Below are 13,096 nucleotides of genomic sequence, written 5' to 3' on the forward strand. Positions count from 1 at the left end.
TCTGCCGGAGGCCGGAGGCCCTTTTCTTAGAGAATGACAGATGCTCTCGGAACTAAGCGACGCGCGGTGACACCTCCGCCCTCGCGAGCAAGGATCTCAACGAGAGCTGCATTCGGGCCATTTACGAATAGATTTTGGAATACTGGCTCGAATTTGGGGTGCGAAGACGTCATTTCAGGCAGCTTGATATCGGCCAGCGTGCCAGCGAGATAGTCAGCAATCCGAATGAGCTCCGCGTACTCGTTTTTGCCGTCCCATCCAGGTAGCCCGAAGAGGAACTCAGGTTCGAGAGCGTCTTGGCCGTTCATCATCCGATAAAGATGGAAGTAGAGAAAGACGAGGTCGAATGCTACCTTGTCGTGCTTGTCGAACATGGCATCACGATCACTGATCCAGCGGACCATCTTCGGCCTCTTCTTCTGAGCCAGATGCCTGCAAACGACTGACGCGAAGGCTGCGCAGAGGAAAATTTGCCGAGCCAGATTGGAATTGCTGGATCGCCTTTTCATCTCCGTTTGGAAGCTTTTGAGACGCTTGTCCACTTCCCGGTAATGCCCGACTTTTTCGGGGATCAAGACAATCATCTCCGCGACGACTGCACGCATGTCCTCAATGGCCCCGCGGATGTTGTTGTCCGTCATGTAATCCCGCAGCAGCTTAGATTTCCTCGGAAGAAGGTAACTGATGCTGAAAACCACAGGGCTTCTCAGATACGAGATGAGACCTTCGGATGGTGAGCGGGATCCCTTGATATCGCTTGGAGCTACCGCCGCGATGTATTCCTCAATATTTGCCTGAGTGTCATGGTTGAGGACGATCGCGAATGCGAAAACGTCATTGGCCTTGTTCTGGTCCCCGATGCAGTAGTCGGAGAAGACGTTCCAAGCCAGCCCTTCCGGATACTGCTTAAACCAAGCGTCGAGATCGGCCGTGATGGTCCCGTAGACGGTTTCGAGCAGTCTGATCAGTTCGAACATGCCGCTCTCACTTGTCGCCGGAAGGCTCCGATTTGTGACCTGGCATACTCCTCAGGATCCGATTTGTCAGGCCATTGACCTCGTAAGAGATGGATTCCGGCGTTCTGAAGCTGTCGTATGTCCTCACCAGTCCCAGAGCTTCGCAGACTTTTGCGACATAGAGCTTGTGCAGCTCGTTCTCGTCGTCGATATCGAACGCCGTGACCTCGCCAGCCGAGATGCGGAACACCTCGTGAGGCTCAAGGCCGCTGTTATCCATCAGCAGCGCTTCGTCCGCATGGGTCAGCGCCGCCCCGAGCTTATCTAGGGATCCGACATATCGCCTGCGGATGTCATCGTCAGGAATGTCGTGGCCGCCTGCCTCAACACGCTGTCTGACGCGCTCGATGTTCGTCTCGACGGAATCCAGTGCGACATAATAGAGGCCAACCGAAAACCCGGCCGCCTTGGCATCGCGCATCAGGTTGATGGCCTGCTGGCTGCTCAAGGTTGTTTCGTAGACGAAGGATGTTCGGGTCTCGATCATCTCTGCGAGCTTGCGGATCGCCGCCCTGCCCGCTGCCATGGCCGCTGCTCGGCCGTCACTGGCTCCGGTCAGTTCCTTGGCAATTTCATCGGCGTTGATCCACACGCCTTCGAGCTTCAGCTTGGCATAGGCGGAGGACTTGCCGGACCCGTTGGGACCGCCCAGAATGATGCACGATGGCTGCGACAATTACCGCCCCACGGCAGCATGAACACGAACGTCCTCGTGTTCGGCGCGATCCTTCGCCTCGTTGGCGAGATCCTTGGCAGAGATCGGCAGACCCAGACGACGGCGCTCGGCAATAGCTTCCCGGCCGATTTCCTTCAGGGTTTCCTTGTTTTCGTCGTACTTCTTCAAAAGCATCGTCGATCTCCTATGCCTTCAATATAGCGCCGATCAGGCCGGACGGCAAATATCGCTTGTCTGAGGTTCCGCCGACAGCAGCACTTGAAGTCATCAGGTCGCGGGAGACGGCCTCTTCATCGAAAGCCATGGCATCTTCCGCGTTCCTGTCTCTGTAACTGACCCCGGCCCATCAAACGGTCGGGGTTCTTTTTGCGCCCTGCAGGCCGATCTCGATGTCGATAGGTTCATAGCCCTCAATGTCTTCGCCAACGTCGAGATCCATGCCGTCAATGCCTGCGCGAGATGCAGGACAACGCCGAGGTCTACAAGCTGAACTGACCATCAACCCGGATTGGTCATTGCCTTTTGCTTCTGCTCGATAAAGCGGCGCTTGTAGGCGAGTTGGAATTGCCCGTACGACATCAGCAGGGGAACCATGGGATTTGCCTTGTAGTCCTCTGGTGTCGCCGGCGGCATAAAGAGCGTGATGGCTAGGTCCAAGTTCTCCGATATCGGTGAGACCTTGACCTTCGTCAGCTTCAGGAGATCGTCCGCGTCCTTGATCAGGATGAGGTCGGTCTTCGCTTTGGCCTCGCGGAGTGTCTTCGCTGACGCCCTTTCGACAGCAGCGGCGAGGAACTTGAACCCTTCCCGTTTCCAGTGTTCCCGGATGCGCCGGAAGGCTGCAGCGCGGGACACATCAAATTTGAAAGTCAGGGGGAAAAGCTCCCGCATCGCGATCGGCAAATCCTTGCTGTTGCCGCTGGCTACGATCAGGTCCGCGATGACATCCATGTACTTGTCATAGCCGGATCCGAACGGACGACCTTTCTTCATTCCTGTCATTGTGTTGTTCCTCGTTTCCTTGGAGAGAAATCTACCGCGCTCGGGAGCAGCCACCAACAGGCATTAAATGGTCGTAAGTCGGCCAGAAGCGTCTCTCGTGTATTTTATCCAAATTGCATTTGCTTCAATGCGGCGGCTTCCCGAGGTCGATCAGCGCCCCGAGTTCACGACCTTGTCCGACCCGTTGGCCCAATGCCGGGCGGAGTGTCAACCGACATCGTTGATCAGGATTGGGGAGCTCCGGTTTTCATGTGTCCTAAGAGGGTCAACAGTGTGACGAGCCTCTCTTCATCCTCGGGGGTACCGTCCCATAGGGCACAAAGGGCTCGCACTAACCTTTGGGGGGCGACAGGCTCGGAATCTCTGACAGAAAGCCCCAGAGAATTGCAAATTTGCACGACACTCGGATTCATCGTCCGAAAGTGGCCATGGCAAACTCTGTTAACCTGGCTTGCATCGACGCCCGACAATGCAGCAATCTCGGTGAAACTAAGGCCCAGCGAGCGACGCTTCGTCTCGATCTCGGCGGCCAGCTGCAGGACGTATTCGCGCTTGATTTTCATGCAAATTTGCATAAAAGCTTTTTAAAGTATTTTCAAAGTAAAATTTAACCATGAGCGACGACGCAGAAATACGTTTTTACCGAGCCAATGAGAGGCCCTACGGGGCCTTCAGCAATTTGTATCGGCGAGAGATTGTGTTCGAGGGCGAGACCTTCGTCACGTCTGAGCACGCGTATCAGGCCGGAAAAGCGCGCAAGCCGGAAGTCCGTCGCTGGCTCATGCAAGCGCCATCGCCAGCTTTGCTGGCGATGGCGGCACATGGTCTTTATTACTGGGACATTTCTCCCGGCTGGTCGAAAACAAAGTTCGACCGGATGCGTCGTGTTCTCCACACGAAATTCACCCAGCATGAGGATCTTCAGGAATTACTTCTGTCAACCGGTGCATCGCGCCTAGTGGAAACTGCTGTGACCGATAGTGAAGTCAACCGTCTGTGGGGTGAGGTCAATGGCGTCGGTCAGAATATGCTTGGCGTGTTGCTGATGGAACTGCGTGATCAGTTGCGCTGTGAAGTCTCAGCCGCTCCACAGGTTGAAGCAGCGGAATGATGATGAGCGCGCGCACCCCGATATCTGTTCGCTAACAGATAAGCTCTTCGCCGCGCATCATTGATTCGCAAAGACCATCGTTTATTGATACGACGAGAGCCATGACAATCTTTGCTGAAAAACTCCGCCGGTTGCCGGAAACCGTCGTTTTGGCGAAGGGCGGGCCGATTGAAGAATTAGCGGCCGCCCTGCACAGCGGGAAAGGGCGGGTAGTGATTGCCGTCGGCTCTGGCGGATCCGCGGTCACGGCTGACTACCTTGCCAGATGCAGATCGACGCTGTCGCTTGGACCGACGATCGTATATACCCCGATGGAATATGTCCTGTCGGCCGAAGACTGGGCCGATTGCGAGGTTTGGCTCTTTAGCGCCGGGGCAAACAACCCGGATATCGCTGCCGCTTTCGAGACGGCGGTGCGAATGAAGGTGGCAGCAATCAGGCTGGTGACCACGCGTGCTGACGGAAAAACGGCGCTCGCCGCCGCAGCAAGCAACACAGGTGCTGTCTATGTGGTTCCGGTTGCCGATCCCAAGGACGGCTTTATCGCCACACACTCAATGACGGCGATGATCGCGGCATTGCTTTACGCCAGTGATCGGCTTTCCGAGAAGCCGTCCGCAACAGATTTGGCTCAGGCTTTTGAGCAAGCCGCGCAGGCGGCCGTTGATCCTTACGCTGATACCCAATCACCTGTTAAGGCTTTCAAACGCGGCGATACAATAATTGTCCTGCATGATCCGCAGGCCCGAGCGGTCGCTACTCTGATAGAGACCTCGCTTTGGGAGACGGGTATAGCAGCGGTCCAGCGGGCGGATTTCAGGAATTTCGCGCATGGTCGCCACGTTTGGGCGGCAAAGTATCCCGACGCGATGTTCATTCTGGCACTCACTACCGCCGAGACAAGAAGCATTTGGGCTGCGCTCCTCGATGCCCTGCCCTCTGTTGGGAACGGTGCCAGCGATGTCGGGTTTGCGGGGCGTTTTCAGATTGCCGTGGCTATTTTGGAAGGGTTACGGCTTATCGAGGTGCTTGGTAACAGTGTCGGCATCGATCCCGGCCGACCCGGCCGCGGTCCGTTTGCAGAAGCAATATATAATCATGATGGTCTTGAGGTCATCTCTCGTCAAATGACGCCCGGCGTTCGCCACAAGCTCAGGGCGGTCCTGCTTCACGATCCGTTGGGACAAGAACCCCTGTCGGTCTGCGCCGTCGGCCAAAAGCGGCTCCATGATTTCGCAAAGGCGCGATTTCGTGGGCTTGTCCTCGACTATGACGGAACGATCGTTTCCACGGATGATCGGCTGGCGGCACCGGCCGATAAGATCGCAAAGCAGTTGCAGAGGCTTATGGACGCTGGTGTGCTCATCGCCGTCGCCACCGGACGAGGGGGGTCTGCCGGCGAAATGTTACGCGACGCTCTGCCCACTCGATATCATCCGCAGGTGATTATGGGTTATTATAATGGTGGCCATATACGGACCCTCGACGTCGATATCGCGATCGACCAACCGGCGCAAGATCCCGACATTCTCGAGGTTGCCGATTGGATTGAAGCGCATGAACTGCTCGCGCCCGGGGTGCGTCTAAAGCCCGGGCGGGTGCAATTGATGCTGAACCACAAGGACATTCCCGACCACGCTCGCTTTTCCATGTCACTTAACGCCTGCCCAGCGGTTGTGGCCAGAAGAGTCAAAGTCCTTTCGTCGCACCACAGCTTCGATATCCTCCCGAGGGCAACCACCAAAAACCTTGTCGTTGATATTCTGACCGAAATGGCCGGCGACGCTCGAGCCACGTTTCTTGCGATCGGAGACAGTGGCTCGCCAATCGGGAACGATTTTGATTTACTATCGATCAAGCACGGCGTCAGCGTCGACAGTGTCTGCGGAAACCTTCAAGGCAGCTGGTCGTTGTTCGGGGCGGATACGACCGGCCCAGACGCGCTTTTTCGCATTCTGCAGGCGATCGACGCCGGTCAAAGTGGCGCCTCGGTAAACCTTGAAGCATTGGAACTCGACAGTTGACGGTAAATGTAGTACAAAACAAGAACGCAGTTTCGAGCGAGGCTAGACCCGATATGATCGATGTTGCTGGAACCGGCTTTACCGTTTTGGATCGCATCTACGTTGGCATTGAAAATGCCTTCTCAGAAGAGCTCGGCGGATCATGCGGCAATGTTCTGTTATCTTTGGCGATGCTCAACCGTCACGTGGCGCCAGTCCTCAATCTCGGTGACGACGAAGTTGGAGAACGCCTGACGGGCGAGTTCCGTGGTGCCGGCGCTATTACGCGTTACATCCGACGCCACGAGCACACCCGTTCGCCTGTTTTGGCTCAGCACCTCGATACTGATTCCGGCACGCATTTTTTTGCGTTCACCTGCCCGACAACCCATGAAGCCTTGCCGCGTTACGAACCTATCGGCCAGGCGGACGTTGAAGATGCACGGCCGATCCTGGAAAATTGTGCGGTTTTCTACACCGATCGCGTTTCCGAGTCGATTGTTGAGGCCATGGAGACCGCCGCATCGAAGGGCGCGATTGTCTATTTCGAGCCGTCCGACATCAAGGATCCGTCGCTGTTTCGGCGCGCAGTCCTGTCGGCAACCATTCTGAAATATTCTGCGGACCGGCTAGGCGGAATGGTCAAAGATGCAATGGTCCCGGCTCATACGATTTCGATCATTACGCATGGCGAGTCCGGGCTGGAAGTTTCAAGCTCCAAACACCGCTATTGGTCGAAAGCGATCGCGGCGCCGATCGTTCGCGATACATGTGGCGCCGGTGATATGGTAAGCGTCGGGCTGATTGACTGGTTGATTTCGCTTGGTCAATCCAGAAAACTGGGCTTGGAGGCAGATGAAATAGCGCCCGGCATCGAAGCTGGACAACGGCTCGCGGCCGAGAATTGCGCATTCGTCGGCGCGCGCGGGCTTTTTCAGCATCGCGGGGCCGAATATGCCAGATCAATCCTATCTCCATCAGCCGTGCATTCACAGAAAATTCGCTGAGCGCTTAAGCACTACAAAGCAGCGGTCCACTTATAACCACAGAAATACAACGGATAACACCCTGAAGCACCTTGCTTGGGCGTGTGGGATTGCGCATAGCTTTCGGTAGGGTTGTTTCAGTCTGCATCATTGCCGGCTTACGCAGGGGGGCGAGGTCACGTGAAGAAGGAGCTGGCCGAAGCCCTTCTTGCGAAAATTATGGACTGGTCGGACGCTGAAAAAGCGACCGAACGAGCCCGCCTCGAAAGTTTCGCAAGCTACAAATACGACGAATATCAGCAATTCTCGCCGGGTCGACGTTTCGTCGAAAGTCTGGCGCTTTGGCTTGGCCAATTCGACCCTGGGGCCGAGCGACGAACCGCGTATGATTTCATTTGCAATCGTTTGGTTTTCGTATCGACGAACGAAATGAACCATCTTGTACAGCTGACCTTTCCGACTATAATCAGGCCGCGCATAATTGCCGATGTTGCGCAGGAACTGGGGATGAACCCGCAACGCATAAAGGCGATCGTCGAGACGCCTGAATATCGAATGCGATTGCGCAGAACCCTGGTGCTCGGTATGAGCGATGGCGCGAGAACGGACTGGTTCCGACGCGCCAATCCGCAGGATATGTCGAACGAACAGGTTTTCCACGCTTATGACGTCTCGAACGCAAAAGCGGAAAACATGCGTTCCAAGCTTCGCAAAGACCTGAGGTCGATCCTCGACCATGAGCCGTCAGAAGACCAGGTCTGCTTCCAATATATTGTACTTCTCGACGATTTCTCTGCCAGTGGCACCAGTGCCATCAGGCAGGATGAGGAGACGCTTGAGTTCGATGGCAAAATTCCCAAGATTGTCGAGATGCTTGAGTCACGCGAAGCATTGGGTGGCGCTGTCGCGGAAACCGGCCTCGTCCTGATCATCGTCGTTTATATCGCGTCCGACCAGGCGATCGATCACATCAAGAAACTCCTGCCAAAACTGACCTTCTCCAAGGGCACGATCGTCTTTGAGGTTGTCCACCGGCTGGGACCGTCCCTTCGGCTGGACGATCAACGGGATGCCGGCATTCTAGCGCTCGCCAATCAGGATCGGTATTTCGATCCTGATGTGGACGATGAGCATGGTGCCGTCGGCGGCACTTCGAAGCGGCTCGGATATGCGGACGGTCGGCTGCCGGTGATTTTAAGTCACAACACTCCGAATAATTCAATTTTCCTGCTCTGGGCCGAAGATATCCAGCGGGTCCGCGGGTTGTTCCCGCGGGTCAGCCGTCATAGGAAGCGGCAATGAGAAATCCGTTTCGTCTGCGCGCATCGCAGCGCTCCGTTAGCGATGAGGAGTTCGTCAAGCTGTTTGGTGCCGGCGCACTCGATCTGATGTCGCCGATCAATGACCCTTGGGGTGGCCTCGTATTTTTGCGAAGCGCGCCAGGCGGCGGGAAGACGACGTTTTTGCGGCTGATGACACCCCGTCCCCTGCGACTGACGAGCCAGCTCGCCGACGCCAACCCCCAGGTTAAGGCCACGCAGGAAGGTTTGCGGGAGGTTGGTGCCCTCGGGACGGATGGCCCGGCCCTTCTTGGAACAATGGTGAGTTTCACCCGCGAGTACAAGGATCTTGCCGAATTCGATAAGGGCAATGTGCTATTCCGTGAGCTGGTCAATTCCCGGATCGTCATTGCCACTTTGCGAGCGGTGCTTGAGCGTGCCGAGCGACAGTTTCCGGACGACCTGGAACGGATTCATTTCCAATGGCAACCGGAATCGGGAGCGACCATTCCAGCCAAGGCATCCGGAAAAGAACTGTTCGATTGGGCGTCGCAGATCGAACGCGGCTTTTACGACCGGATGGACGAGCTCGGCGACCCGGCGCCCGTCAAGGGCGGACATGCCCGGCTCGACGGGCTGAAGTGGTTCGCGCATGCGGAGATCATCGACAATCATGGGCGTGTCGAGGCCAAGCGCGTCCTTCTGCTTGATGAACTTCAGACGCTGGCGGCATCACAGAGAACCAGCCTGATCGAGTTCGTGACCGATGCCCGTGAACAATGCGGCGTTTGGATAGCAGAGCGTCTTGAAGCACTGACCCACCGTGATCTCCTGTCGGAGGGCGCGCTCAAGGAACGCGACTACGAGGGTGTCATCCAGCTCGAACGCCGCTGGAGCGGCGCGCGCACCAAGACATTCGGCAAATTCGTAGAAGCGATCGCCAATCTCCGCGCTGAAAAAGCCGATGGTTTCGAGGGCCGCGATTTCTTCTCACTCATCGCCGAGCGAGACGACCTTTCAGAATGGGAGGAACGGATCGAGACGAAGATTGCCAGCATGGAAGCGGATATTGTCAGGGCGAACGGGTCCGGCAACCGCTACGATGTGTGGATCGACGAGGCTCGTCAACACCGTGGCTCCGTCATGGACCGGGCGTTGCGTTGGCGCACGACGAAAATTTTGATCGACCGCGATTCCACCCGTGCCCAGGGCTCTTTCGACTTCGATTCACTCACCTCGGCCGAGTTTGACAAGCGCGGGGGCAGCGGAACAGAGCGCGCTGCAGAACACTTTCTTCGCACCGAGCTCGATGCGCCTGTCTATTTCGGCCGTGATGCACTAGCCGCAGTCTCGTCGTTCAACGTCGACCAATATCTTGAAGTCGCCGGTGAACTCTTCGAGGAAATCACTGCCAAAATCAGGTTTCATCGCGACAAGCCGATGCCGCTTTCTCCTGAACGGCAGGACACCCTCATCAGGGAGGTCGCAAAATCCCGCTGGGACGGGCTGCCGCGCCGTCTTCCCAGAGGATATGAAGCGCGCCGGCTACTTGAGGGCATTGGCAGCTTCTGCCAGCATCAGACATTCCGCAGTACCGCACCTTACGCGCCTGGTGTCACCGGAATAGCGATCACCATGCAGGACCGCGCCACGCTGATTGATCGCCCAGATGACGAAATCAAGCATTTCCTCGCTCTGAGAGACGTCCTCACCTCGCTGGTCGGGATGAACCTGCTGGTGCCTCGGCTCGATCATCAAAACAACAACAAGTCGTATGTCGTCTTTTACCTGAACAGACTTCTCTGTGTGCATTTCGGCCTTCCGCTTGGATATGGCGGCTGGAGGCCGAAATCGCTCCGCGATCTCGTACAGTGGCAGGACCGGGGCGCCGCAGAAAAGTCACCAGAGGGACCGACGCTTGTCTGACGAAACAATGATGCGCTGGGATCCATATTCCCTCACCCGAGATGGCGATTTCGACACGTTCTGGAAAGCCCATGTGGCCGCGCGGCCGCGCAAGATGCTGCTGGTTCTCGGCCGTGGGTTCGATGTCCGTGCGCTCGCAACCGCCAGCCGACTTCAAGCGGCGGGGGCGGTTCTCCAAATCTGGCTTCTGGCATTCGACAACGGGCTAGCCGACAGTCCCTTGCGCGCCAAACTGACGCTGGACAATTACAACGGCTTGGTCGCACTCTTCGGCAATGCAGCCATCAAGCGCATCGACATAAAAATAGGCGGCCCGGCGGGATCCGCAGCAACATCGCGGAACACGCAAGCCGCGATCAAGGGCGCAGGAAGCTGCTCCGGCTTTGACGATGTCGTGATTGACATAAGTGCCATGCCGCGCATGGTGGCGCTGACGGCCGTCGCGCAGATCCTCTATAATCTTGATCAAATGGCCAAAACAGGCGGACCTAATGTCAATCTTCACGTGACAACCGCAGAAAGCGTTGCTGCCGACCTGGGCGCCCAGGGCGGCAGCCTGAGCGACGCCGTGACGCTGGTCGCTGGATTTTCAGGGCAATTGACAGCGCAGGGAACCGAAAACTGGCCCCGGGTCTGGTTTCCGGTCTTGGGAGAGCGTCAGCACGAGCGCCTCGACCTAATCCGCGCGGAGGTCGACCCAGATGAGATTTGCCCGGTCATACCGTTCCCCACCCGCAATGCCCGCCGCGGTGATGAGATCGTCAATGAGCACCGGGCAATCCTGTTCGACGAATTTCAGATTGAGCCGAAAAACGTCCTCCTTGCCTGCGAATATAATCCGTTCGAAGCTTACAAACAGCTGTTCCAGGCCATGGACCGTTACCGTCGAGCCCTGAACAAGCTCGGCGGTTGCAAGGCATTTGTGTCGCCGGTCTCTTCGAAACTGCTGTCTATCGGGGTTCTTCTCGCCTGCTACGACCATAAATATGGTCAGATCAGCGGCCCCCCACTCGACGTTGGCATTCCGTACGTTGAGACCGCGGTCTATGGAGATCCGGATCAAGGCATGGAGCCGGAATTCGAACTTTATTCGATGTGGATCCGGGGTGAGTGGGAAATTTAATCAGTACTGAACCGCAGCCGGAGAATGGCGGGTCACCCTATTTGAACAAACCCGGCTTCGTTGCACGACCGCGCACCGTCCATTGACCGTTTTTGTCGGTCTTTGTCTCCACCTCGCGTATTTTCTTGGCGAGTTCCGACGCTTGCCTGCCGTGGTCGGTGGGCGCCGAAGCATATTCCGACGATTTGGTCCGCACTGCCTGCCGCACTGCCTCGCTTGAACCGGGGGTCGGACCGCCAGTTGGACCCCGCGAAAGCATTTTAACGGCCATGGAGCAACTCCCTTTCGACATTCTTCAAGAACTGGAACTCCTGCAATATAAGTTCTTCTAGGGCGTTCAGCAACTCCTGTTGGGCATCCTGGTTAAAAGCGAGCGCCTTGTCGCTGTCCAGGGTGATGATAACCCTCGTTTGCTCGTCAATCTTTACGGGAACGCACAAGACCCAATTCAGATCCTTCCAGATCAGCTTGCGAAGCCATCGATCCTGTGGAGCCGTCAGGCTCTCGTTCCAGACTGCGGGATCGCTTTTTGATGCATAAAGCGTCTCATTTTCGTTCCAGGATCGTCCGATCAGGGACCGCTCCAGGGGAAGCGTGATGCGTTCGTCCGAAAGATCGGTATATCCAGAACTGAATTCGAGCCGGACGGTCCGGTATCGAGGTGCGACAGGGATCGCTATGGCAATGCGGGTTGCGAATTCTGCTTCGTCCAAACCGGCGGCAGCGTAGGAAGCAGATATCAATCCGTGGCAGCGCCTTGAGACACTCTCGCAATTGTCGTTGATGATCCGCGGCAGCTCTATCATCCGAGCAATGAGGCTACCCTCGCAATATTGCTCAGTCTCGGAAATGATCTCGGAGGCTCTCTCACGGCCGACATCGAAGTCGAGGAGTCCGATGTTCACGGTCAATCGCTCGGCGGTCAGTCTCTCGACACCACGCTTGTTGAGAAGGCCCGCCCCGAAGATCATCGTTCCGAGCATCGATCCGATTGTCCAGCCTGGCGTCCGATTTTTGCTGGGAGTGACCCCTATTTCAATTGCCGCTGTCAAAGCATCGCGATCGATCGACCGCTCATCGTCAAAGGTCCAGGCCGGCAGGTTCGATACCAGTCCGCCATCCATGAACCAGTTGTTATTAATGCGCCGTGGTTTGAACACGCAGGGGATTGCAATTGAGGCACACACTGCATCGGAAACCGCGGCGTCCGGGGTTGTTTCCGCCGAGAACACCATAAGCTCTTGTTCGGATATGTTGGCCGCGACGATCTTCAAGGGTGGAAAGCCCGCCATAGCCAGATCGCGAAACGTCGGAGGGCTTCCATCACGCCGTCCCCGGCATTTCATGGCAATGAGCTGATCGAGCGCGCGCTTCACGACGTCGAGGCTGACAAAGCCAGCAACCGCCATGCGGGCTGCCAGCCAGAGTGCGGCGAATGACGCCAGCACCGCGATCAGAGCAAGCTGCGGATAAAAGATCAGGCCTGCGACTAAAAAAATCAGGCCCGCGATCGCCAGGAACACGCAGATTTGCCGGCTTTTTAAAACCAGGCGGACCAGCTGCAATCTGTACCAGGAATCCCTGCCGAAGAGGTTGGCCGGCGTTCCGGCCGGTTGTTTTGTCGAGGAGACACTGGAATTGCGGCGATCAAGGTCAAGGCGATCCAGGATGTTCGTCTTGTGGGCGACGGAAAACAACTCCTCACCTGAATAACCGCAGGCTGCAAGCGTTGCGACAATGGCGCCGGCAGATGTTCCGGCAAAACCAACGAACTCGACGTCCTGTTTCGACAGCGCGCGGAAAGCGCCAACGTGGCCCAAGCCTCTCGCTCCAGCTCCCTCAAAAATGCAGTAGATTCTTTGCTTAGGTTGCATAGGGGTTATCAAACTTGTTTTAAAGCTTCATGGCCGTAATTCGGCAACTTCCATGGGAACCGGGAAAGAGCGCAGCCTTCTACCAGATGCACTTTCAAG

At 56.6% G+C, this 13,096-nt stretch carries 12 protein-coding genes; 6 read left to right on the forward strand and 6 right to left on the reverse strand.

What is annotated here, in order from left to right:
- Positions 1–26 precede the first annotated feature (26 nt).
- The 5 genes from PR017_RS19995 to PR017_RS20015 form a co-directional block, all read right to left on the reverse strand.
- The gene (locus PR017_RS19995; protein ID WP_111221288.1) at positions 27–977 is read right to left on the reverse strand and encodes a hypothetical protein; all 951 of its coding nucleotides are present in this window, start codon (positions 975–977) and stop codon (positions 27–29) included.
- A gap of 7 nt (positions 978–984) precedes the next feature.
- The gene (locus tag PR017_RS20000; protein ID WP_111221289.1) at positions 985–1,692 is read right to left on the reverse strand and encodes an ATPase; all 708 of its coding nucleotides are present in this window, start codon (positions 1,690–1,692) and stop codon (positions 985–987) included.
- Positions 1,693–1,866 (reverse strand): hypothetical protein, encoded by a 174-nt coding sequence (locus PR017_RS20005; RefSeq protein WP_164498253.1) that lies wholly within the window; start codon positions 1,864–1,866, stop codon positions 1,693–1,695.
- 324 nt (positions 1,867–2,190) lie between these two features.
- Positions 2,191–2,694: a hypothetical protein gene (locus PR017_RS20010; RefSeq protein ID WP_133255624.1), complete on the reverse strand. Its 504-nt coding sequence runs from the start codon at positions 2,692–2,694 to the stop codon at positions 2,191–2,193.
- A 224-nt stretch (positions 2,695–2,918) separates the two neighbouring features.
- A complete protein-coding gene (locus PR017_RS20015; RefSeq protein ID WP_133255625.1) occupies positions 2,919–3,257 on the reverse strand; it encodes a helix-turn-helix domain-containing protein in 339 nt (112 codons plus the stop codon).
- A 50-nt stretch (positions 3,258–3,307) separates the two neighbouring features.
- Here PR017_RS20015 and PR017_RS20020 point away from each other — a divergent pair, with 50 nt between their 5' ends.
- The 6 genes from PR017_RS20020 to PR017_RS20045 all read left to right on the forward strand — a co-directional run bounded on the left by PR017_RS20020 (position 3,308) and on the right by PR017_RS20045 (position 11,123).
- Positions 3,308–3,805: a riboflavin biosynthesis intermediates N-glycosidase gene (locus PR017_RS20020; RefSeq protein WP_111221292.1), complete on the forward strand. Its 498-nt coding sequence runs from the start codon at positions 3,308–3,310 to the stop codon at positions 3,803–3,805.
- 101 nt (positions 3,806–3,906) lie between these two features.
- Positions 3,907–5,829, forward strand: a complete 1,923-nt coding sequence (locus PR017_RS20025) for an HAD hydrolase family protein (RefSeq protein ID WP_111221293.1) — start codon at positions 3,907–3,909, stop codon at positions 5,827–5,829.
- Positions 5,830–5,882: 53 nt separating this feature from the next.
- On the forward strand, positions 5,883–6,815 hold the full coding sequence (locus PR017_RS20030) for a PfkB family carbohydrate kinase (protein ID WP_111221294.1): 933 nt from the start codon (positions 5,883–5,885) through the stop codon (positions 6,813–6,815).
- A gap of 111 nt (positions 6,816–6,926) precedes the next feature.
- Positions 6,927–8,096 (forward strand): phosphoribosyltransferase-like protein, encoded by a 1,170-nt coding sequence (locus tag PR017_RS20035; RefSeq protein ID WP_133255626.1) that lies wholly within the window; start codon positions 6,927–6,929, stop codon positions 8,094–8,096.
- The gene (locus PR017_RS20040; RefSeq protein ID WP_111221296.1) at positions 8,093–10,000 is read left to right on the forward strand and encodes an ORC-CDC6 family AAA ATPase; all 1,908 of its coding nucleotides are present in this window, start codon (positions 8,093–8,095) and stop codon (positions 9,998–10,000) included. The genes PR017_RS20035 and PR017_RS20040 overlap by 4 nt, the downstream gene beginning before the upstream one ends.
- Positions 9,993–11,123, forward strand: a complete 1,131-nt coding sequence (locus tag PR017_RS20045; protein ID WP_133255627.1) for a hypothetical protein — start codon at positions 9,993–9,995, stop codon at positions 11,121–11,123. Before PR017_RS20040 ends, PR017_RS20045 begins: the two co-directional genes overlap by 8 nt.
- Before the next feature lie 260 nt (positions 11,124–11,383).
- Here the strand turns inward: PR017_RS20045 and PR017_RS20050 are convergent, their stop codons facing one another.
- Complete coding sequence (locus PR017_RS20050; RefSeq protein ID WP_240539054.1) at positions 11,384–13,009, reverse strand: patatin-like phospholipase family protein; 1,626 nt, start codon at positions 13,007–13,009, stop codon at positions 11,384–11,386.
- Positions 13,010–13,096: the final 87 nt, after the last annotated feature.

Origin of the sequence: Rhizobium tumorigenes (assembly GCF_003240565.2) — a bacterium.
Lineage (GTDB): Bacteria > Pseudomonadota > Alphaproteobacteria > Rhizobiales > Rhizobiaceae > Rhizobium > Rhizobium tumorigenes.